General features: G+C 33.7%; 23 protein-coding genes and 1 pseudogene. 14 read left to right on the forward strand and 10 right to left on the reverse strand.

Annotation, left to right across the window (positions count from 1 at the left end; translation table 11 throughout):
• The coding region (locus A9G38_RS04675; protein ID WP_065623264.1) for an IS3 family transposase at nucleotides 1-334 on the forward strand (334 nt) is incomplete at its 5' end.
• Nucleotides 335-616: 282 nt separating this feature from the next.
• On the opposite strand, the pseudogene A9G38_RS12790 reads toward A9G38_RS04675, so the two are convergent.
• Nucleotides 617-1,350, reverse strand: a pseudogene (locus tag A9G38_RS12790) (SDR family NAD(P)-dependent oxidoreductase).
• A gap of 2 nt (nucleotides 1,351-1,352) precedes the next feature.
• Between A9G38_RS12790 and A9G38_RS04685 the strand changes: the two are divergent.
• Nucleotides 1,353-1,586, forward strand: coding sequence for a hypothetical protein (locus A9G38_RS04685; protein ID WP_176713230.1), 234 nt, complete (start codon nucleotides 1,353-1,355; stop codon nucleotides 1,584-1,586).
• 150 nt (nucleotides 1,587-1,736) lie between these two features.
• Here A9G38_RS04685 and tolC read toward each other — a convergent pair whose 3' ends face one another.
• Complete coding sequence (tolC, locus tag A9G38_RS04690; protein ID WP_034909766.1) at nucleotides 1,737-3,083, reverse strand: outer membrane channel protein TolC; 1,347 nt, start codon at nucleotides 3,081-3,083, stop codon at nucleotides 1,737-1,739.
• 139 nt (nucleotides 3,084-3,222) lie between these two features.
• Here tolC and nudF point away from each other — a divergent pair, with 139 nt between their 5' ends.
• A complete protein-coding gene (gene nudF, locus A9G38_RS04695) occupies nucleotides 3,223-3,852 on the forward strand; it encodes an ADP-ribose diphosphatase (protein ID WP_034909763.1) in 630 nt (209 codons plus the stop codon).
• Nucleotides 3,853-4,018: 166 nt separating this feature from the next.
• A complete protein-coding gene (cpdA, locus tag A9G38_RS04700) occupies nucleotides 4,019-4,849 on the forward strand; it encodes a 3',5'-cyclic-AMP phosphodiesterase (protein ID WP_034909761.1) in 831 nt (276 codons plus the stop codon).
• A 38-nt stretch (nucleotides 4,850-4,887) separates the two neighbouring features.
• Here cpdA and cls read toward each other — a convergent pair whose 3' ends face one another.
• The 5 genes from cls to fldA all read right to left on the reverse strand — a co-directional run bounded on the left by cls (nucleotide 4,888) and on the right by fldA (nucleotide 8,496).
• Complete coding sequence (cls, locus tag A9G38_RS04705) at nucleotides 4,888-6,351, reverse strand: cardiolipin synthase (protein WP_034909759.1); 1,464 nt, start codon at nucleotides 6,349-6,351, stop codon at nucleotides 4,888-4,890.
• A gap of 6 nt (nucleotides 6,352-6,357) precedes the next feature.
• Complete coding sequence (gene yciA, locus A9G38_RS04710; RefSeq protein ID WP_051634113.1) at nucleotides 6,358-6,813, reverse strand: acyl-CoA thioester hydrolase YciA; 456 nt, start codon at nucleotides 6,811-6,813, stop codon at nucleotides 6,358-6,360.
• Between the two features lie 24 nt (nucleotides 6,814-6,837).
• Complete coding sequence (locus tag A9G38_RS04715; RefSeq protein ID WP_034909757.1) at nucleotides 6,838-7,380, reverse strand: inner membrane-spanning protein YciB; 543 nt, start codon at nucleotides 7,378-7,380, stop codon at nucleotides 6,838-6,840.
• 65 nt (nucleotides 7,381-7,445) lie between these two features.
• Complete coding sequence (fur, locus tag A9G38_RS04720; protein ID WP_034909755.1) at nucleotides 7,446-7,904, reverse strand: ferric iron uptake transcriptional regulator; 459 nt, start codon at nucleotides 7,902-7,904, stop codon at nucleotides 7,446-7,448.
• A 79-nt stretch (nucleotides 7,905-7,983) separates the two neighbouring features.
• Complete coding sequence (gene fldA / locus A9G38_RS04725) at nucleotides 7,984-8,496, reverse strand: flavodoxin FldA (RefSeq protein WP_034909753.1); 513 nt, start codon at nucleotides 8,494-8,496, stop codon at nucleotides 7,984-7,986.
• 178 nt (nucleotides 8,497-8,674) lie between these two features.
• Between fldA and sucC the strand changes: the two genes are divergently transcribed.
• The 10 genes from sucC (at nucleotide 8,675) to hslU (ending at nucleotide 18,528) form a co-directional block, all read left to right on the forward strand.
• Nucleotides 8,675-9,847: an ADP-forming succinate--CoA ligase subunit beta gene (sucC, locus tag A9G38_RS04730; RefSeq protein WP_034909752.1), complete on the forward strand. Its 1,173-nt coding sequence runs from the start codon at nucleotides 8,675-8,677 to the stop codon at nucleotides 9,845-9,847.
• Nucleotides 9,848-9,871: 24 nt separating this feature from the next.
• Complete coding sequence (gene sucD / locus A9G38_RS04735; RefSeq protein WP_034909750.1) at nucleotides 9,872-10,744, forward strand: succinate--CoA ligase subunit alpha; 873 nt, start codon at nucleotides 9,872-9,874, stop codon at nucleotides 10,742-10,744.
• Between the two features lie 98 nt (nucleotides 10,745-10,842).
• On the forward strand, nucleotides 10,843-12,420 hold the full coding sequence (locus A9G38_RS04740) for a cytochrome ubiquinol oxidase subunit I (protein ID WP_034909748.1): 1,578 nt from the start codon (nucleotides 10,843-10,845) through the stop codon (nucleotides 12,418-12,420).
• Between the two features lie 12 nt (nucleotides 12,421-12,432).
• The gene (gene cydB, locus A9G38_RS04745; RefSeq protein WP_034909746.1) at nucleotides 12,433-13,569 is read left to right on the forward strand and encodes a cytochrome d ubiquinol oxidase subunit II; all 1,137 of its coding nucleotides are present in this window, start codon (nucleotides 12,433-12,435) and stop codon (nucleotides 13,567-13,569) included.
• A 291-nt stretch (nucleotides 13,570-13,860) separates the two neighbouring features.
• A complete protein-coding gene (gene ybgC, locus A9G38_RS04750; protein ID WP_141671730.1) occupies nucleotides 13,861-14,256 on the forward strand; it encodes a tol-pal system-associated acyl-CoA thioesterase in 396 nt (131 codons plus the stop codon).
• Nucleotides 14,257-14,937 carry a protein TolQ gene (gene tolQ / locus A9G38_RS04755; RefSeq protein WP_034909742.1) on the forward strand — a complete coding sequence of 227 codons (681 nt, stop codon included), beginning with the start codon at nucleotides 14,257-14,259 and terminating at the stop codon, nucleotides 14,935-14,937.
• Nucleotides 14,938-14,939: 2 nt separating this feature from the next.
• Nucleotides 14,940-15,365, forward strand: coding sequence for a colicin uptake protein TolR (gene tolR / locus A9G38_RS04760; protein WP_034909740.1), 426 nt, complete (start codon nucleotides 14,940-14,942; stop codon nucleotides 15,363-15,365).
• Nucleotides 15,366-15,386: 21 nt separating this feature from the next.
• Nucleotides 15,387-16,502: a cell envelope integrity protein TolA gene (gene tolA / locus A9G38_RS04765; RefSeq protein ID WP_034909791.1), complete on the forward strand. Its 1,116-nt coding sequence runs from the start codon at nucleotides 15,387-15,389 to the stop codon at nucleotides 16,500-16,502.
• Nucleotides 16,503-16,651: 149 nt separating this feature from the next.
• Nucleotides 16,652-17,179, forward strand: coding sequence for an ATP-dependent protease subunit HslV (gene hslV / locus A9G38_RS04770; RefSeq protein WP_025316169.1), 528 nt, complete (start codon nucleotides 16,652-16,654; stop codon nucleotides 17,177-17,179).
• Between the two features lie 23 nt (nucleotides 17,180-17,202).
• Nucleotides 17,203-18,528, forward strand: coding sequence for an HslU--HslV peptidase ATPase subunit (gene hslU / locus A9G38_RS04775; protein WP_034909739.1), 1,326 nt, complete (start codon nucleotides 17,203-17,205; stop codon nucleotides 18,526-18,528).
• 64 nt (nucleotides 18,529-18,592) lie between these two features.
• Here the strand turns inward: hslU and asmA are convergent, their stop codons facing one another.
• The 3 genes from asmA to mltA all read right to left on the reverse strand — a co-directional run bounded on the left by asmA (nucleotide 18,593) and on the right by mltA (nucleotide 22,249).
• A complete protein-coding gene (gene asmA / locus A9G38_RS04780; RefSeq protein WP_034909738.1) occupies nucleotides 18,593-20,473 on the reverse strand; it encodes an outer membrane assembly protein AsmA in 1,881 nt (626 codons plus the stop codon).
• A gap of 32 nt (nucleotides 20,474-20,505) precedes the next feature.
• A complete protein-coding gene (gene dcd / locus A9G38_RS04785) occupies nucleotides 20,506-21,087 on the reverse strand; it encodes a dCTP deaminase (RefSeq protein WP_034909736.1) in 582 nt (193 codons plus the stop codon).
• A gap of 70 nt (nucleotides 21,088-21,157) precedes the next feature.
• On the reverse strand, nucleotides 21,158-22,249 hold the full coding sequence (mltA, locus tag A9G38_RS04790; RefSeq protein ID WP_051634111.1) for a murein transglycosylase A: 1,092 nt from the start codon (nucleotides 22,247-22,249) through the stop codon (nucleotides 21,158-21,160).
• Nucleotides 22,250-22,281: the final 32 nt, after the last annotated feature.

The following is a 22,281-nucleotide window of genomic DNA, read 5'->3' on the forward strand; positions in this document are numbered from 1 at the left end:
CATGCAAGCTATGAGTCAAATTCCAATGAACTTACAGACGATTGAGTTGTTTCATTCTGATAGAGGAAAAGAGTTTGATAATCATTTGATTGATGAATGTTTAACAGCATTTGGAATTAAACGGTCTTTAAGTCGCAAAGGCTGCCCCTATGATAACGCAATTGCAGAAAGCACATTCAAAGCAGTGAAAACAGAATTTGTGTCAAATACTATTTTTGATTCACTGGCGCAACTTAAATTGGAATTTAATCACTATGTGGATTGGTTTAATTATAATCGACTTCATTCAACATTAAATTACCAGTCGCCGATTGAATACAAAAGAAATCGATGACCTTATCTTTTTGGTACTAAAAAGTGTGGACATACCACTTTTTAAAAAGCCTATAAAAACCTTTCCGTTTACACTTATAAACCTATTTCATATCTGGCGCCCAATTTCATTTAAACGCCATTTTTTGATTGAAGTAAATAAAACTTCACTTTAAATCAATATGCTATGTTTCTCTTTTTATCCTGAACTTTGGCAATCAAAATAACGACTGCCAAAGTTCAATTTTGCTAAAAATCATATTTTGCTGTTCGATTTAACATTACTTGTAAATTCATTATTTTCTTACTTTTGATTTTCTGACGGATTTCCTGAATAAGGAAATATACTGTCTTTTAGTGAAAAAGAGAAATCTTTAGTATTAATCTCCCCAATAATTTTGTTGCTATCGTATAAAGCCAGTAAAAATTTGGCCATTTGCTTTGCTGTATGGTTCTTGGTAAAAGTTGCATCGTAGTTGTATTCACTAACATTATTGGCTTTTTCACCAAATTCTGTTTTTGTTGCAGCGGGAGCCAATACCTTTGCGGTTAATTGTGCGTTAGCTTGCTTTAATTCCTGTGCTAGCTCTTCGGTAAAAGCATTGACATAGAATTTTGTTGCGCAATAAGTTACCGCATTAGGAACGAGAGTATACACGCCTCGGGAGGAGATGTTTATTAGTTGTGTTTCGGGTTCATTTTGATATTTACGTACATACAGTGTTGAAAAAAATCGTTAGGGTTTCAATTTTTAAATGAAGCATTGATTCTATTTTTACTAAATCTTGATCACTAACACTGCCGTAATGACCAAAACCGGCATTATTAATCCATGTTTCAATAAATAGCTGTCTAAATCATTAAAAAGGGAATAAGCGTTGGTTGGTTATGATAAATCACAAAGTTTTATAATTACGTCTAATGCTGGGGCAATTTTGCAATTTCTTGTTGTAAAAGTTCCAAATTTTCTTGTCTTCTTGCAATAACAATAAGGTTTTTATTTCGTTTTGCAAAAACATCAATGCTTGATTTACCAATATGTGAATCAGAATAAAAAAGATCATGTTTGGTCGTTTATGATTAATGGTGAAATAGTTAATATTCCTATATCAGGGACATTTCAAAGTAATCAGACTTCAGCGTTAGCGATAGCTGCGATTGAAGGACTAGGTATCACCATGTTGCCAAAATCTATGTTACAAGAACCAATTAAGCAGAAAAAATTATTTCCCATATTACAAAAATTTTACCACCTGCCAAGCCGCTTAATATGATTTGTGCTGCTGATCGTCAGCAACCAGCAAAACTAAAAGCATTTATTGAATTTGTGTTGAATGCAATATCGTAATAGGTGTGTTTTTTATACATAATAAAAAAGGCGATTTGTTCGCCTTTTTTAACAGTTGTCATAAAAGAACCAATAGTTATTTTATCGTCACTAAAGTGCTCACTTCTTTACCTAACATATTGTTTAAATAAACTAAATCGTTGGCAGTTAAGGTTCCTACTGCATATTTTAATTGTAGTAAACTGGTTAAATAGTTATATTTTGCATCTGATAAATTTCGTTTAGAACTGTATAGTTGAGTTGTTGCAGTTAATACGTCGACAATTGTTCTTGTTCCTACTTGATAACCAGAATTGGTTGCTTCTAATGAACTTTGTGCAGAAACTACCGCTTGTTGATAAGCTTTGATGGCACTTATTGATGATGAAATATTATTGTATGATGAGCGAACTTGATTAATTACACCTCGATTGGTACTTTCTAATTTTTCGCTAAAACTCACGTAATTTTGTTGTGCTTGCTCAACTTTAGACATTGTTGCACCACCTGAAAAGATAGGTAGGTTTACACTGACGCCAACATAGTTGTTCCCTGAATAAGATTTGCCTCTATGTGCTCCAGGTGTGATGTTGTTACCATATCTGTCAGTTTTATTCAAATTAGTTGATGCATCTAAACTTGCTGTAGGTAAATGTCCCGCCTGTGAGAGTTTAATCTGTTCTCGTGCGATGTCTTGATTTAATTTCATGGATAATAAATTAAGATTAGATTTTTCAGATTGTTTTAACAGTGCGCTGATTTGTGCTGGTGATTCTGTTTTAAATGTATTGGTATTGACACTTGCTAAACTTGAATAAAAACGACCACTTACTTGGCGCAGTGCTTCAATGGCATTATTTAGATCATTTAATGCATTAACTTGTTGTGCAACAGTTAAGTCATAGTTAGCTTGAGCGTTTTGTACATCAGTGATTGCAACTAAACCAACTTGATGTTGTTGACGCGTTTGTTCTAACTGACGGCCAATTGCTTTTTTCTGTGCATCAATAAAGCTTAATGCATCAAGTGCTTTTAATACATTAAAATAAGCGACAGAAGTATTTAAGATTAATGTTTGACCTTGGTATTGATAGGCAATATCAGCAATACTTGCTTGTTTTTTAGTAATATCTAAGGCTTTCCAATTTGAGAAATTAAAAATGCTTTGAGATACTGCGACTTGGTATAAGTTGCCATTTTTAGATTTTACACCACTTGTATCACGTCGACCATGAGTAACACCGTAGGAAGCACTTAAACCAACTTGTGGTAGTAAACTTGCTCGAGAACCTGAAATTGCTGCGTATGCTTTATTTTTTTCAGCTAATGAACTGCGTAGATCTGGGTTAGTTTCTTTTGCTTGTTCATAAACTTGTATCAAATTTTCAGCAAAGACAGATTGGCTTAACGCTAAGCCAATTAAAAAGGTTAAGGTTTTTTTCATCAATCTTCTCTTTAAAAATCATTAAAATATAGTAGTATTTTTAATAGCGTAATTTTAACAGATAATTAGTATATAGTAAGTATTGTTTGTGTGTCATTCGCACTTTTTATTCAAATTCAGTTTAAATTCGGGAGCTTTTATGAAAATTAAAGACAGTTTGGTAAATTTTGACAAAAATGATGTGTTTAATTTAACAAAACGAATCTTGTATAAAGGTTTTTTTTCTTTGCTTGAATATCGTTTTCAATATCGAAAATTTGATGGTTCAATTAGTGAGATTGTAACTCGTGAAATTTTAGAACGTGGGCATGCGGTTGTACTTTTAGCATATGATGTAAAACGTGATGAAGTTGTGCTAATTGAGCAAATCCGGATTGCTGCGATTGAAACCCAAGATAGTCCTTGGATACTAGAACTTATTGCAGGTATGATGGATCATGAGAATGAATCATTTGAAGAAGTAGCAAGACGTGAAGCAATGGAGGAGGCGGGAGTTGTTATTGGTCGATGTAAACCCATCATCAGTTATTTAGCATCTCCTGGAGGTTTAACTGAACAATTGCACATTTTGGTGGGTGAAGTTGACTCATCAACCGCTGAAGGCATTCATGGTCTTGACGAAGAAAATGAAGATATTAAAGTTCATGTAGTAAGTCGAACTCAAGCTTATCAATGGGTTAAAGATGGAGTGATTAACAATGCTGCATCAATTATTGCGCTTCAGTGGCTAGAACTTAATCATGAGCTGTTAAGAAAAGAGTGGAAATAACTTTTTAGGCATCATTTTTAATTATTTCTTTCATAAATGTGAGAACTATTTTACACTTTAATAGAATGCTAGGATTTATAATAAACTGTTTTTTCAGTCACAATGTCTATTGTGTTGTTGACATTATTAACCATGATTATAGATTAATAGACAATTGGGGTGAATTTTGGAGTCATTTCTAAAACTTCCAATCTGTAATAAAAATTACGGTAAAATATTACATATAACTGATACTCATCTTTTTGCTGATGACAATGCTTCATTGCTTGGTGTTAATTCTAATGCAAGCTTTCTAGCGGTTATAAATGAAGTTGAACGTAGTAATAAAAAGTTTGATTTAATTGTCGCAACGGGTGACTTTGTACAAGATGGTTCTAAAAAAGCTTATGCGCGTTTTGCCGAACAAATAATTAAGTTTGATACCCCTTGTGTGTGGTTGGCTGGCAATCATGATAATTATGCGTATATGCAAGATGTGTTTGCAAATTATCATTTTGCTGACAATAAAGCAGTTTTGTTAGGAGATAAGTGGCTGATTATTTTATTGAATAGCCAAGTTTCTGGTCAGGCTTATGGTTTTTTACCTGAATCTGAACTCAAGTTTTTACATAATGTTTTAACTGAACATCCATATAGAGACGCATTAGTTTTTTTACACCACCATCCAGTTAATTCTGGTTGCTATTGGTTAGATCATCATATTTTAAAAAATAGTGACCAGTTAGAGAAAATTATTCAAAAACATCCCAATGTAAAAGGAATTGGGTGGGGACACATTCATCAAAAACAAGATTATGTGTGGCATAATTGTAAGGCATTTTCAACTCCTTCAACTTGCTTTCAATTTAAACCTGAATGTTATGATTTTCAATTATCAAGTGACGATGCACCGGGTTGGCGAGAAATCACACTTAATATTGATGGTTCTATTGATAGTGATGTTTATCGATTAAAGGATAATCAGTTTTTGCCAGATGTTTCTCAAAATGGTTATTAGTAGTTAGTAATTATAATAAGTTTAAAGTAGGTTAATAATTACAACAAAGGTGCGAAAAAGTAAAAAAGCCGCTCGACTATGCGTTGCCAAATAGGGCGTTGATTCCACTCTTTGGTGTTTATTTCATCTGAATTAGATAAATATTTTTGTAAAAGATTTGATAAAGATTTAGCGAACTCTGCATCATCAATCACAGTTGTAATTTCAAAATTAAGCCATAAACTGCGCATATCTAAATTGACAGTACCGACAAGACTTAATTGATTGTCAATTAAAACACTTTTGGTATGTAGCAAATTATCATTGAATTGATAGAGTTTTACTCCACCATTTAATAATTCAGCAAAAAAAGCTCGGCTTGCCCATTTAACCATTAGTGAGTCATTATTTTTGGGAATGATGATAATGACTTCAACACCTCGCTGTGCAGCTGTGCATACAGCATGTAAAATATCATCACTTGGTACTAAATAAGGTGTAGTGAAAATAATTTGTTCTTGTGCCGAATAAATTGCTGTTAATAATACTTGGTGGATCATGTTTTCCATATAACCTGGACCCGATGCGATTAATTGCATAATATGTTTATTATCTTCAGGTGGTTCAGCGAAATCAGTAATTTTCGGTAGTGATAAATATTTGCCAGTTTCTAATTCCCAATCACTGGCATATAAGGCACCCATAAGGGTTGTAACGGGACCATTCATTCTGACCATGATATCAACCCATTTGCCAACATGTTTATTTTGTTTGAAGAAACGCGGATCGACAATATTCATACTACCAGTATAAGATATATAGTTATCGATAATAGCTACTTTGCGGTGTTGACGTAAGTCTAATCGCCTAAACATAAATCGAAGTAAATTTACTTGTAAGGCTTCGACAATGATGATGCCTGCAGCACGCATTCTTTTACTAGCATTACTTTTAATAAAATGTCTGCTACCAGCAGAATCAACCATTAATCGGCAAGTTACACCTCGTTTAGTTGCTTGAATAAGTGCTTGCTCGACATCATCAGCACGACCACCTTCATTCCATATATAAAATACCATTTCGATATTTGATGTCGCATGATTTATATCATCAATTAAACGGTTAAAAATTATGGTTGTTTCACTCAGTAACTCAATATGGTTGCCATTAATTCCATCAAGACCAGTTTGATGTTTACAAAGCTGAAAAATTGGTTTGCTGACTTGGCTGACTTTGTTGGTGAATATGTCAGGAAAGTCACTTAGTTGGTTAATAAACTTGGAAATGGTCGGGCGCATTTTTTGTGCGCGTTTAACTCGTTGCTGACCTAAGTGAGCTTCGCCCAGTGAAAAATAAAGAATCACACCGACAAGCGGTAAAATATAAATAACCAGCATCCATGCAATAACATAAGTTGTCGGTCTTCGCTTAAAGACAATCCGTAAAGTTGTTGAAACAATGATCAACCAATAAATAAGGAAGATCAAAGTACTAATTAATGCATGAAATGAGGTAAATTGCATATTTAATTAGCTATCAGTTAGGTTTAACTTGGTTATTGGATCTTTAGTACAATCATAATTTTGAAATACTTCAGGTAATGGTTTTGGATTATTATGTTTATCTACTGAAACATATGTGAATACGGCATCTGTTATGCAAAACCGTTGTATTGAATCCGATGTATCTATGACTTTTTTAACCCAAACTTCAATACCAATTGTGATAGAGGTTTTTCCAGTTTTGATGCAATGAGCATAACAACAAACAACATCTCCTACCATTGCGGGCTTGTAAAATGTAATACTACTAGCATTAACGGTTACAACTCGATTTCTGGCTATTTCTTTTGATAAAATACCTCCAGCGAGATCCATTTGAGACATTATCCATCCACCAAAAATGTGACCATGCGGATTAGTGTCAGCAGGCATTGCTAGCGTTCTAAGTACTAATTGACCTTTAGGGGCTATATTTTGTGTCATGCTAAATTACTCCGTATGTACAATTTATTTATTTTCGGTATCTTTATTCATATTTTTATAGATATAGATACCTGATATCAACGATAATAGTAAGGATGCACCAGGTAAAATAAATACTTTAAATATCCAAAAGAAATCATCTGTCATGTAATAGGTCGCTCCTAAACTAATGGTGCCACATAATATAAAAAAGAAGATCCATAATAAATTTAATTTATTCCATATGTTGGTCTCTAGTTGTATTTCTTTACCTAACATTGTCTGAAGTAGGTTTTTTTTGAAAAAAAATTGGCTAACTAATAGGGCTGAGGCAAATAAGAAATTAATAATAGTTACTTTCCATTTTATGATATTAGGATCACGCATATAGAGTGTGAATCCACCAAAAACCATAACCATCAGATAAGAAATTAGTTCTACTTTATCTAGTTTTCTATATAAAATAAGAATCAGAAGAAAACATGCTGTAGCAGCGATCATTAATGCTTGAACGCCAACAAAAACATCATACATGGTTAGAAAGACAAAAAAGAATACAAGAGGAATAAAATTTAAAAGTTGTTTCATTCAATTATTATCCTAGCACAAAAGATGAATAGATATTTTTAAATAAAAAGCCTATTGGAATAGGCTTATTTTTTGTGATGAAGTTCAGGGTGAGCTTTGCAATCGCCCGATTGACAATGTCCATACAGATATAAACTGTGAAAAGTTAAATTAACACCATATTGTTCTGCGATCTCTTTTTGTCTAGCATTGATAATATCATCACGGAACTCAAATACTTCGCCACAATCTAAGCAAATTAAATGATTGTGATGTTGTTGTGTTGCTAGTTCAAATACAGCTTTGCCACCTTCAAAGTTATGGCGAGTAACAATTCCAGCATCATCAAATTGATTTAAAACACGGTAAACGGTTGCAAGTCCAATTTCTTCACCCATATTAAGTAGTTTTTTGTAAAGATCTTCTACAGTAATGTGTTGGCATGAAGGATCTCGTAATAATTCTAAAATCTTTAATCGTGGTAACGTAACCTTTAAACCAGCACTTTTGAGTGCTTCGTTATTATCATTATCATGATTTGTCATATTACTTCCCAATTAATTTATTGATCATAATTCATTATAGGAACTATGTACGGTAAATAAAAGAAATCAATTCAATAGACTAAATTTTCATTTCTGTTTTGACTTGATTTACCCAATTGTTAATACGTTCTTCAGTTAATTCTGGTTGACGATCTTCATCAATGGCTAAACCAATGAAATGAGTGTCATCAATTAAGCTTTTAGATGCTTCGAAACTATAACCTTCGGTTGACCAGTGTCCAACAATTTTTGCTCCTTTAGGTTCAATAATATCGCGGAGTGTTCCCATAGCATCACAGAAATATTCTGCATAGTCTTCTTGATCGCCACAACCAAAGATAGCCACTGTTTTACCACTAAAATCAATTTTTTCTAAATTGGGAAAAAAGTCATCCCAGTCAGCTTGAGATTCACCATAGTACCAAGTTGGAATACCGAAAAATAGGTAATCGTATTGTTCAATGTTTTCTTTAGTGGCTTTTGCAATGTCGAAAAGATCAGCTTTGTCACTACCTAAAATGAGTTGGATTTGCTTTGCTACATTTTCTGTATTACCTGTATCACTACCAAAAAAAATACCAACTTGTTTCATATTTGTACCTTTACTATCTATGATATTAAAATATTTTAGGAGTATATCATTGTCACTTATTATCAGCAATAATTCTAAATTACACAGAACATAAGTTATTATGTGCTATACAATTTATTTATCTTGCATTAAAATTATTGCCTATTTTTTATATTAAATTAGGCTGTGGAATTTCATTATGAATTTGCATGAGTATCAATCTAAATATCTTTTTAAACAATATAATTTGCCTGTACCTGAAGGGTATGTTTGTAACTCAATCGGTGAAATACAAGATACATTAGCTGAATTATCTTCAGGGACAAATTTAGGAGCTTGGGTTGCTAAATGTCAAGTTCATGCAGGGGGAAGGGGTAAAGCTGGTGGTGTTATTTGTACTCAAAACTATAGTGAAATAATGCAATTTGCTGAAAAATGGTTAGGGCAAAATCTAGTTACTTATCAAACCACCGATAAAGGTCAACCAGTTAATAAGATTTTAATTGAAAAAGCGTCTAATATTCAGAAAGAACTTTATTTAGGAGCAGTGGTCGATCGTAGTTCCAAGCGTGTAGTAATTATGGCTTCGACAGAAGGTGGTGTTGATATTGAAAGCGTTGCTGAAAAAACACCATATTTAATTTATAAAACTTCACTTGACCCGTTAACTGGCCCTTGTGCTTACCAAGGGCGTGAACTTGCGTTCAAATTGGGATTAACAGGTAAATTAATTAATCAATTTACAAAGTTATTTGTTAATTTTGCAAAACTATTTTTAGAAAATGATGTTTCATTAGCTGAAGTTAATCCATTAGTGATTACTGATTCCGATGAACTAATTTGTTTGGACGCAAAAGTTGTGTTAGATGATAATGCCATTTTTAGACATCCTAATTTAAATATTTTAAGGGACACAACTCAAGAAGATGAACGTGAGTCAATTGCCGCAAAACAAGGTATTAGCTATGTATCATTAAATGGCAATATTGGTTGTATGGTTAATGGTGCAGGTCTTGCGATGGCAACTATGGATATTATTAAACTACATGGTGGTTCGCCAGCTAACTTTTTGGACGTTGGTGGTGGCACAACGAAAGAGCGTGTTGCTGAAGCATTTAAGTTGATATTATCTGACAAAAACGTGAAAGCGATTTTAGTTAATATTTTTGGTGGTATTGTTCGTTGCGATTTAATTGCCGATGGAATTATTAGTGCAATTAAAGAAATAGGTCTTACTGTTCCTGTTGTTGTTCGCCTTGAAGGTAACAATGCACAGCTTGCTCGAGAAATTTTAGCTAAAAGTAAATTAAATGTTATTACTGCCGAAAGTTTACTAGATGCGGCCCAAAAAATTGTTGCTGTTGCCAAATAATAGGACGCATGGAGAATAGTTATTATGTCAATTTTAGTTAATAAAGAAACAAAAGTTATCTGTCAAGGATTTACTGGTAGTCAGGGAACTTTTCATTCTGAACAAGCGCTTGCCTATGGTACTAAGTTAGTTGGTGGTGTGACACCAGGTAAAGGTGGAACAACCCATTTAGGTTTACCTGTTTTTAATACTGTTAAAGAAGCGGTTGTTGCAACTGGTGCAACAGCTAGTGTTATTTATGTGCCAGCAGCATTTGGTAAGGATTCTATTTTGGAAGCGATTGATGCAGGCATTAAACTAATAGTCTGTATTACCGAAGGTATTCCAACTCTAGATATGCTTGTTGTTAAGGCAAAATTACAACAAAATAATGTTGTAATGATTGGACCAAATTGCCCGGGTATTATTGTTCCTGATGAATGTAAAATTGGTATTATGCCTGGACATATTCATCGTGCAGGAAAGGTTGGCATTGTTTCGCGTTCTGGAACGTTAACTTATGAAGCGGTTAAACAAACAACGGATATTGGTTTAGGGCAATCCGTATGTATAGGTATAGGAGGTGACCCTATACCTGGTAGTGATTTTATTTCTATTTTAGCATTGCTTGAGCAAGATCCTAAAACTGAAGTTATTGTAATGATAGGTGAAATTGGTGGTAGTGCTGAAGAAGAAGCAGCTGAATATGTTAAAAAACATGTAACTAAACCTGTTATAGCTTATATTGCTGGTGTTTCAGCTCCATCAGGAAAACGTATGGGGCATGCAGGTGCAATTATTTCAGGAAAGAAAGGAACAGCGGTAGAAAAATCTAAAGCATTGCAATCTGCAGGTATTACAGTTGTAACAAGCCTTACCGATATAGGTGATGCAGTAAAAAAACAACTCAAAATATAAATTTTTTGATGTATATCAATTTTATTCTGTGATTATCGGTGTATAATGCTTGGCAATAACGTAGAAATTTGTGAGCATTTAAGGATTAGGGAGCGTTTATGCTAGATATAGTAGAACTTTCACGGCTCCAGTTTGCTCTTACTGCAATGTATCATTTTATTTTTGTTCCATTAACGCTAGGATTAGCGTTTATGCTAGCAATTATGGAAACGGTATACGTTGTTAGTGGTAAGCAAGTCTGGAAAGATATGACAAAATTCTGGGGTAAACTGTTTGGTATCAACTTTGCAGTAGGTGTCGCAACAGGTTTAACCATGGAATTTCAATTTGGTACTAACTGGTCTTATTATTCGCATTATGTGGGAGATATTTTTGGTGCACCGTTAGCTATTGAAGGTTTAATGGCATTCTTTTTAGAATCAACCATGGTAGGTTTGTTTTTCTTTGGCTGGGATAGATTAAGCCGTGGTAAACATTTAATGGTGACTTGGTGTGTCGCATTTGGTTCTAACCTTTCAGCTCTTTGGATTTTAGTTGCTAATGGTTGGATGCAATTCCCAATAGGTTCTGAATTTAACCCTATTAATTCACGCATGGAAATGGCTAATTTCTATGAGTTAATTACTAATACAGTTGCCCAATATAAATTTGTTCATACTGTTGCAGCAGGTTATTTAACAGGTGCTATTTTTATTTTAAGTATTAGCTCTTACTATTTGTTAAAAAAACGTGATGTTGCCTTTGCCAAACGATCTTTCGCTGTTGCAGCCACATTTGGATTTATTATGTCAATCGTTGTGGCGATTATGGGTGATGAAGCAGGTCATGAGATGACAACTGTTCAGCCAGCTAAACTTGCAGCAATTGAAGCAGAATGGGAAACTCAACCTGCTCCAGCATCATTTAATGTTATTGCTTTTCCATCACAAAGCAATAAAGAAAATTTGTTTGCAATAGAGATCCCATATGTTATGGGAATAATGACCACTCGTTCACTTGATACTCAAGTAACAGGATTAAAAGATATTTTAGCAAATAATGAAAAAAGAATTCGCAATGGGATATTGGCCTATAGCAATTTGGAGAAGATCCATCAGGGTAATCAAGACCCTAATGTACTGAAAGCTTTTGAAGATAATAAGTCTGATTTAGGTTATGGTTATTTAGTCAAGCGTTTTACTGATCGTGATAATTTGGCTATACCTCAGGCTACTGAAGAGCATATAAAGGCTGCGGCAGAAGACTCAATTCCTACAGTTTGGCCTCTATTCTGGGCTTTCAGAGTTATGGTTGGCCTTGGTGTATTAATGATTTTGGGGACTGGGTTTGCTTTATGGACCACTTATAAAAATAAAATTGGTGAAAAGCGTTGGTTACACCGCATATTAATTCTTTTTTTACCGTTCCCTTGGCTGGCATGTGAGTCAGGTTGGTTTGTTGCCGAGTATGGACGTCAACCTTGGGCAATTCAAGACATCTTACCGACTGGAGTAGCAAATTCATCATTAACAGCTGGTGAAGTGTTATTCACTATGGTTCTTATTTGTGGACTTTATACACTATTCTTAATTGCTGAATTATTCTTAATGTTTAAGTTTGCTCGCTTAGGACCAAGTTCTTTAGGTACAGGCAATTATCATTACGAAAAAACACAACCAGTAACAGATAGGTCATAGGGAGTATACACAATGATTGATTACGAGATTGTACGCGTCATCTGGTGGGTGCTGATTAGTGTTGTTTTAATCGGTTTTGTTGTAACAGATGGGTTTGATATGGGCGTCGGTATTTTATTACCATTTATTGGTAAGACTGATACAGAACGTCGCATTATGATTAATGCAATTGCTCCTCATTGGGATGGTAACCAAGTATGGTTAATTACTGCTGGTGCAGGAATATTTGCTGCTTGGCCAATGGTATACGCTGCGTCGTTTTCTGGTTTTTATATTGCAATGATTTTAGTTCTTTGTGCGCTATTTTTTAGACCAATTGGTTTTGATTATCGTAGTAAACTAGAAAATTCAAAATGGCGTAATTTATGGGATGCTGGTATTTTTGCAGGTAGCTTTGTGCCAGCATTAGTTTTTGGTGTTGCTTTTGGTAACTTATTAGAAGGTGTTCCTTTCCGATTTGATAACTCTTATCGTGTATTTTATGATGGTAACTTCTTTGGTTTGCTTAATCCTTTTGCATTGTTGACTGGCGTTGTTAGCTTAATGTTATTTGTTGCTCATGGTGGTGCTTGGTTACAAATGAAAACATCAGGGGAACTTTATTTAAGAGCCAGAAAGGCTACACAAATTGCTAGCTTAGTAATGTTAATTGCATTTGTTTTGGCTGGAGTTTGGGTTGCATTTGGCATTCATGGTTATGAAGTTACCAGTGTGATTGATTATAATGCAGCATCTAATCCATTGACTAAAACAGTTTCTACTGATGCTTCATGGTTAGATAACTATCTGAATTATCCAGTTTTATGGATAGTCCCTGTTTTAGGTATGGTGTTACCACTGCTTACTATTCTTTTTTCTAGTCTAAACAAAAATGCATTAGTATTTATTTCATCAGTATTAACAATTGCCTGTGTTTTATTTACCTATGGTATTGCAACTTTTCCATTTATTATGCCTTCAAGCATTATGCCAAATGCAAGTTTAACAATATGGGATGCATCATCAAGCCAATTAACACTTAATATTATGTTTATTGTGGTTCTTATATTTTTACCTATTGTCCTTATATACACTATTTGGTCATATATCAAAATGTTTGGAAGACTAGATAAAAATCATATTGAAAATAATAAACATTCTCTTTATTAAGGAACTATTATGTATTACATTTTGTGGTTTATAGGAATTATTGCTGCATGTATGCTATCGGCTGTTACAGGTTTGTTAGTTGAAAGGGGTAGCGAAAAAGAAACTAATAACAAATAATATCAAGTATAAATTAATAAAAAGGTGACAAATAGTCACCTTTTTAATTAGTAAGTAAAATATTAGCAATAAAGGAAAATGATAATTGTTTTCATTTGCTGTTTTTTATATCATAGTGCAGGGAAGTTTATATTCAGATATAATAACACCAAATTTGATTAGTGTGATTTGGATATGAAACAATTCAATTGGAATGCAAGAGTTTATTATGAAGACACAGATGCAGGCGGTGTAGTTTATCATGCTAGATATCTAGCATTTTTTGAAAGAGCAAGGACTGAAATTTTAAGACAACTAGGAATTAGCCAACAGACCTTATTACAAGAAAATATTGCGTTTGTTGTTAAAAAGATGGATATTAGCTACTATTTTCCTGCTCGTTTAGATGATATGCTTACTATTAGTACTAAGGTGGATCAAACTCGCAAAGCATCTATTATTTTCAAACAGACTATTGTTAATCAAAATGAACGAGTTATCAGCACAGCAGATGTGCTTATTGCCTGTGTAGATATCGCTAAGATGAAGCCATGCGGGCTTCCTAAGTTATTAGTTTTGGAGTTTATATAAGTGGAAAATCTGAACATTATTAATCTATTTTTGCAAGCGGGTTTGTTAGTACAATGTGTTATGTTATTGCTACTTACTTTTTCTGTTATATCATGGGCTATTATATTTCAACGGAGTAAGATTTTAGGAAAAGCTAAAAAACAAGTTGAGGAATTTGATAATAGTTTTTGGGCTGCTGATGATTTAAATATTTTATTTGATAAAGCGAAATTTTATAAAGAAGAAATTAGTGGTACAGAGCATATTTTTTATTCAGGTTTTAAGGAGTTTTCACGGCTTTATCAAATTAATCCAAATATGGCAGAATCTGCTTTAGATGGAGCATTGCGTTCTATGCGTTTAGCTATGAATCGTGAACTTGATATCCTTGAATTACACATTCCTTTTCTAGGTACAGTAGGTTCTATTAGTCCATATATTGGTTTGTTTGGTACTGTTTGGGGAATTATGCATGCATTTATTTCTTTAGGTGCAGTTAAACAGGCAACGTTACAGATGGTTGCGCCAGGGATTGCTGAAGCATTAATTGCAACCGCAATTGGTCTATTTGCTGCTATTCCTGCCGTACTTGCTTATAATCGTTTATCATTGAGTGTGAGTCGAATTGAACAAAGCTATCTTAACTTTATTGATGAATTTTCTGCAATTTTACAACGCCAAGCAGTTGCTGTTAGGAAATAATTATGAGTAGAAGCAGACGTTCTCGTTATTCGACTAAATCTGAGATCAATATAGTACCTTTACTTGATGTACTATTAGTATTAGTGCTTATTTTTATGGCAACGGCACCAATTATTAGTCAAAGTGTTGAAGTTGATCTACCTGAAGCATCGGAATCTAAGACGATTTCACCATCAGAAACTAAACCAATCATTATTGAAGTATCAGGTGTTGGAGTTTATGCTCTAATTATTGAGCATGACCGTCAAGCTAATTTACCACAAGAAAAAATTGTTGCAGAAGTTAAGCAACAGATGTTGCTTAATGAAAAGGCCGTGTTTTTAGTTGGTGGAGCTAAAGATGTTCCCTATGAAGAAATTATAAAAGCGTTGAATTTATTACAATCAGCAGGTGTTAAGTCTGTAGGATTAATGACTCAACCAATTTAAATATTATAAAAGATGTCAGCAATGTCTCATAAGTCAAATTCAAAATTAAGTATAGCTATTGTAATATCTATTATACTACATATCATTTTAATTATTATTTTAGGTTACCGAGTTATGTATAGTAATGATGTTAATTATGGTAGCTTTAACGGCAACTCTATCGATGCTATTATGGTTGATCCTTCTGTAATGAATGAACAATACCAAAGACAACTAAAAACACAGATTAGCCAAAAGCGGGCTGAGCAACAAAGGCAGCAACAAATAGAAGAGCAGGCTCAAGCTTTACAAGAACAGCAACTGGCTCAACAGCAACGACTTAAAGAGTTAGAAAGAGAGCGCTTAAAAGTAGAAGAACTACAAAAGAAAGAGGCAGAGGCTGCACAGGCGGCACGGGTAGCAAGGCAAAAAGAAGAAGATGAACGTAAAGCTAAAGAACAGCTAGAAGAACAGCAAAGACAAGCTGAAAAGCAGCGTTTAGAACAACAGCAAGCGGAATTAGCTAAACAAAAAGCTGAGCAAGAAGCTAAATTAAAAGCTGAGCGAGAGCTATTAGAAAAGCAACGTGAGGAAAATCAACGTAAACAAGAAGAGTTAATTAAACAAAAAGCTGAACAAGAAGCTAAAGCTAAAGCCGAACAGGAAATTATAGAAAAGCAGAGAATTGAAAATGAACAAAAACAAGCTGAGTTAGCTAAAGAGAAAGAAGAGCAAGCAAAAAAGCAAGCCGCTGAAAAAGCTGCTGCCGATAAAGCTAAGCGAGCTGCACAAGCTAAAAAAGATAAAGAACTTGATAATTTACTAAACGGGTTAACATCAGGCACATCTAATCCATCAGGTGGTGCTGCTAGTCGTAAAGGTGCTTCTGATGGAGAGCTAAATAAATACAAATCATTAGTTCAAAATGCGATTAGCAATAAGTTTATTAATCCTAATAAATTATATAGTGGCCGAAATTGTGTATTAGAAATTCAAATTGCACCCGATGGTTTATTGCTTGATGTGAGTGCAAAAGGTGGTGATGATGCATTATGTCGAGAAGCCCTTTCTGCAACTAAACAAGCTATTATTCCAAAACCTGCAAGCACATTTTATAATCAAGTAAAAATAATGACAATTGACTTTCAACCAAAATAGTTTCTATTCGCAAACGCTATATTTCCAGAAATTTTTTTAAAATAAATTAACAATATCTTCAAATTAAAATGTTGAAATTATATTAATCATCCCTATATATAGTCTATTCATTCCGAATAAAGTTACTTAAGTGAAAGAAGGAGCAGAATATGACGACAATTGTCAGTGTCCGTCGTGAAGGTCAAGTGGTTATAGGTGGCGATGGGCAAGTTACGCTCGGCGAGCGTATTATTATGAAGGGAAATGCTCGTAAAGTTCGTCGTTTATATAATAACAAAGTGATTGCAGGTTTTGCTGGCGGTACAGCAGATGCTTTTACACTATTTGAACTGTTTGAAAGAAAACTAGAGATGCATCAAGGACATTTAACTAAAGCAGCTGTCGAACTAGCTAAAGACTGGCGAACAGATAGAATGCTACGTAAGCTAGAGGCACTACTTGCTGTTGCTGATGAAAGTGCATCATTGATTATTACAGGTACTGGTGATGTCATTCAACCAGAAGATGATTTAATTGCTATTGGTTCTGGAGGCCCTTATGCGCAAGCAGCGGCACGAGCACTACTAGATAATACCTCACTTTCTGCACATGATATTGTGCAAAAATCATTATCGATTGCTGGAGACATTTGTGTTTATACCAATAATTTCCAAACAATTGAAGAACTTAATTATTAATCTGATTTAAGAGAAATTTAACTATGTCTGAAATGACTCCTCGTGAAATTGTAAGCGAACTAAATCAACATATTATTGGGCAAGAAAAAGCAAAACGTTCTGTTGCAATTGCGTTACGTAATCGTTGGCGCCGTATGCAACTAGATGAAACATTACGTCATGAAGTTACACCAAAAAATATACTTATGATTGGGCCAACAGGTGTTGGTAAAACTGAAATTGCAAGACGTCTAGCCAAATTAGCGCATGCACCGTTTATTAAAGTAGAAGCAACTAAGTTTACCGAAGTTGGTTATGTGGGGAAAGAAGTTGATTCAATTATTCGGGATTTAACTGATTCTGCAGTAAAAATGATCCGTCAAGAGGCGATTGAACGCAATCGTAATCGAGCGGAAGAATTAGCTGAAGAGCGCATTTTGGATGTACTTGTACCACCAGCTAAAGATGGGTGGGGACAAGTTGAAGATAATAATACAACAGCAAGACAAGCTTTCCGCAAACAATTACGTGAAGGTTCACTTGATGACAAAGAGATAGAAATCGAATTAGCTGGTGTTAATATTGGTGTTGAAATTATGGCTCCTCCAGGTATGGAAGAGATGACCAATCAATTACAGTCAATGTTTCAAAATTTAGGTGGACAAAAAACAAAACCACGTAAAATGAAGATTAAAGATGCGCTCAAACAACTCATTGAAGAAGAAGCTGCTAAATTGGTTAATCCTGATGATCTTAAATATGAGGCGATTGAAGCAGTAGAACAAAATGGAATTGTTTTTATTGATGAAATAGATAAAGTTTGTAAACGTGGTAATTCTTCAGGCCCAGATGTTTCACGTGAGGGAGTACAACGAGATCTTTTACCATTGGTTGAAGGTTGTACAGTGTCGACTAAACATGGATCTGTTAAAACGGATCATATTTTGTTTATTGCATCAGGTGCTTTCCAAACAGCAAATCCATCTGATTTAATTCCTGAATTACAAGGCAGATTACCAATTAGGGTTGAATTACAAGCCCTAACAAGTGAAGATTTTGAACGTATTTTAACCGAACCAAATGCTTCACTTACTGTTCAGTATAAAGCTCTAATGGCAACTGAAGGAGTTAACATCGATTTTACCTCGGATGGTATTCGTAAAATTGCGGAATCAGCATGGCAAGTAAATGAGCAAAATGAAAATATTGGTGCTCGCAGGTTGCATACTGTTTTGGAACGCTTGATGGAAGATATTTCATTCGAAGCTAGTGAACTCGGTGGAGAAACTGTAACTATTGATGCTAAATATGTAAGCGATCATTTAGATAAGCTTGTTGCAGATGAAGATCTAAGTAAGTTTATTTTATAAAAAGTTTAACTTCTAAACATAAAAAGGTGAAGATGAATTTGCTCAACGTCACCTTTTTTTCTTGTTACTTTCTTATTAGCTCGCCTAAGATATCTGCAGCTTTTGATTTAGATTTTGAATTATCTTTAGAGTCATGAGTTTTTAATTTTTCGCGGAGTTTGTCTAAACGGTCTTGTAATTTATCGCTTAGTGCATCGGTAATTAATTTACTCATATCTATTTGATAATGAAGATTAGCAAATTGCCCATAAATACGTAGTGGTATTGTTAACTTTTGCAGTTTACTAATTGTTTCACTTTTACCGTTCCAGCCACCTAATATTTTTAAATTCAAATTAACATCCAAATCTTGTTTTAAAAAACCAACTCGCCCTGAGCCATCAATGACATCAAGAGTTTCAGAATTGGCATTTAATGTCGACAATTGCAAATTACCTTGCCTTAAGTTACCAATAGCTGAAATTTTATGGAATTCAGTATATTTTTTTTGATTTTCAGGAGTCATGATGTCCTTTGAATATTGAGTTGCTGTATTTTGGATGATTCTTTGAATATTTAAATTATTTAGCCTTGCATTAGTCACTACTATATTCAAATTTCCTTGCAAGTTGGCTAAGATTTTTGAACCAGATAAGCTGTTGCTTTCTAAATCTCCAGTAGCGTTAAATAAACCCTCTAAATCATGTGCTATATTTAATTGATTAAAAAATGTATTTAAATCAACATTTGATATTTTGGTATTAAGCTTCATTAGTGTACTTTTTTGTTTGCCATTTGCTAAACCAGTTGCAGCTATATGGCCATTAGCAATATCAAAGTTAATCTTTTTAAATATTGCAATACCTTCCTCATTGGTCATATCAATGTCAATATTATTTAATGTTACTTTGTTAGCATTAATCTGTTTAATATTTAATTTAGCTTTAGCATTAAAATTATTCAGAAAGTTTAATTCATTATTGGTTTTTGTGACATTTGACACCACTGGTGAAGTTTGTTGAGGATTTGCTTCTTTATTTGAATTTTGACTTGTTTTCAAGAACGAAGTGAGATCGATTTTATCTGAATTTAACTGCAAATTTATATATGGTTTATTTGCCAAATCAGCATTTATTGTAGCAGTAAAATGATTTTCATTAATTGAAAAAGCTAAATTTTGGCTTTTAAGTAACATTTGTGGATGTTGGTAGTTAAATACGCCGCTAATGTTACCTTTTAGCTCTTTTGTTGAATTGTCGACACCTTTATAAATGAAATCTAATTTCTTTAAATCGATTAACGCTTGTTCTGGAAATTGATTTAAATCGACATATGCATGTATCAAATAAGATAGATCTTGTTGATTTTTATCTATATTACCTTTTAAATCGATGGAAATATTTTTTTCACTATTTTGTTCTAACACTAGATTAATATTTCTAAAGTTAATTAAATCATTATTATGTTGTAATGTCACAGTACTATCACTAACTTCAAATTTATTTAAGCTAAATTTCCAATTAGATGAAATTTTTTGATCTTTAGAATCAGTTGGTTTATTCGTGGTTGTATTAGATGATGTTTTTGTACCATTTTTTGCAATATTACCTTTACTTTCATTGGTGATACTGATAACTGCTGATTTTATAAAAACATTTTTGACAGATAATTTTTTGGAGAATAGAGGTAGTAACTCAACGTCTAATCTCATATTATCTGCAGTTAGAAGGGGTTTTGAAGCTCCTGCATCAGTTAGCTTAATTGAATCAGTTAAAATACTCACTTGCGGCCATATATGCCAACGTAAATTTCCATCGATGGATAATTCATATCCTGTTTTATCTTTAACTGTATCAGAAATAAACCCACGAAAATTGTTGGGATCAACAAAAACAATCAATGAAACAACACTAATTGTTATGACTAAAATTAAAGCAAATAGAATAACCAATATTTTTTTGATCATATTAATGTTCCTTCGTTATGGTTATCGATTATTCAGTCTTTATCAATACGACTGGCAACAGCACCATACTGGTCTTTATATTTTGCATCTAACCTCCGATTGTATGGTCTTGTAGCAGGACCAGTTAGTGTTTCAAAACTGAGCGCGCCGATTGTCATTCCAGGCCTAAGTGCTAATGGAATTTTTCCTGAATTATAAAATTCTAATACAATTTGTCCTTGCCAGCCGGGGTCGATACGATGAGCTGTAACGTGAACCATTAGACCTAATCTAGCAAGTGATGAACGGCCATCTAACCAGCCAACTAAATCGTCAGGAATAGTGACTGATTCTAAAGTTACAGCTAATGCTAACTCACCAGGATGTAAGTAAAAGGCGTCACCTTCAGGTAATACTATTTCTTCACTCATCACTCGTTCCAAGACTGCAGATACTTCTTCTTTTGGGCCACTTAAATCTATATAAGGTGTAGTATGTTCTCGAAAAGTTCGAAATTGATTACCTAATCTAACATCAACAGTCGCACCATTAATACAGCTTGCTGCAGGCTGCGGTGTTATTTTTAATTTACCATTTTTTAAATATGCTTCGATATCTCTGTCACATAATCTCATGAGTTATCCTTAATTCAGCTTGTATTACTTTATTCTAACAGGTTCTTTTGATGGCGTCGACGTTAGTAGTTTAAGGCTGTAGTACCCATGCGCGTCCATAATGGTTATAGTATCCGGCTAATTTTCCTGCTTTATCTCCTATTCCTAGATAAAGGTCAAAATGTTGACCTTTTATAGCACCACCAACATCAAGTGCAACCATAAGTCGAGTTTCTCGTCTGCCTCGATATTGCCCATCGTCTTCAAGAAGCGGCACATCAACTAATACTACAGATCCTAAAGGAATGACTGATTTATCCGATGCGACTGATGCATTTGCAACCAAAGGTATTTCAGCAGCACCCGTAACTTCAGCATTATATTGTGGATTAAAAAAAACAAATGAACGGTTTTGAATTAGTAAAGCTTTAATTTTATTTTCTGGTTTGTTTTTTGCCCAATCTTTAATTGATTGTATAGAAATTTTTTCTTTTTCTATTTCGCCTTGTTCTACTAATAATCTTCCTATACTAGAATAGCCATAATTATTTTTACCTCCATAGCTGAAGAAGACTAAAGGTGAACCATCTTCAAAATCAATATAGGCACTACCTTGTACTTCCATAATAAAGTTATCCATTAAGGAATTACTGTATGCAATTTCAAGATCTCTATCAGAAAGAGCTCCATTATAAATTTGTTCACGATTTGGTAGTTGTTCTTCATCACTAACAACTGGCATCTTATAAATAGGGTATTTAAATTCTGCTGTTGGTTGATGCCTTGCTTTGATTATCGGAGTGTAGTAGCCTGTCAAATGTATATTGCCATACCCATCTTGTCCAACCATTTCGTAACTGTTAAGTCCCACCTTGTAAAATTCATCAACCGTTAAAGAACGGCTAATCCACTCATTTATTGCTTTATAAATATGTTCATTTTTTTTATATAAAGAAGGCGATGACGATTTAATTTTAGCTATTTGAATAATGTAGTCTGATATGTTGACAGGAATACTTAATTGAGGATGATTAATGTTAAGTGGTAAAGATAATTTTCCATCTTTATATTGTTGGCCTTGATTAGTTGGTTTATTTGAATAGTATTGGCTACCAATAAAAATAGATAAAACAAGTAAAATACTTAAAAAATAAAAATAATAATAACGATCTTTTTCTTTCATCTTGAAAAATAATTATAATAAGTTAAGCAATA

This window comes from Gilliamella sp. Imp1-1 (assembly GCF_001690415.1).
In the GTDB taxonomy this organism is placed as follows: domain Bacteria; phylum Pseudomonadota; class Gammaproteobacteria; order Enterobacterales; family Orbaceae; genus Gilliamella; species Gilliamella bombi.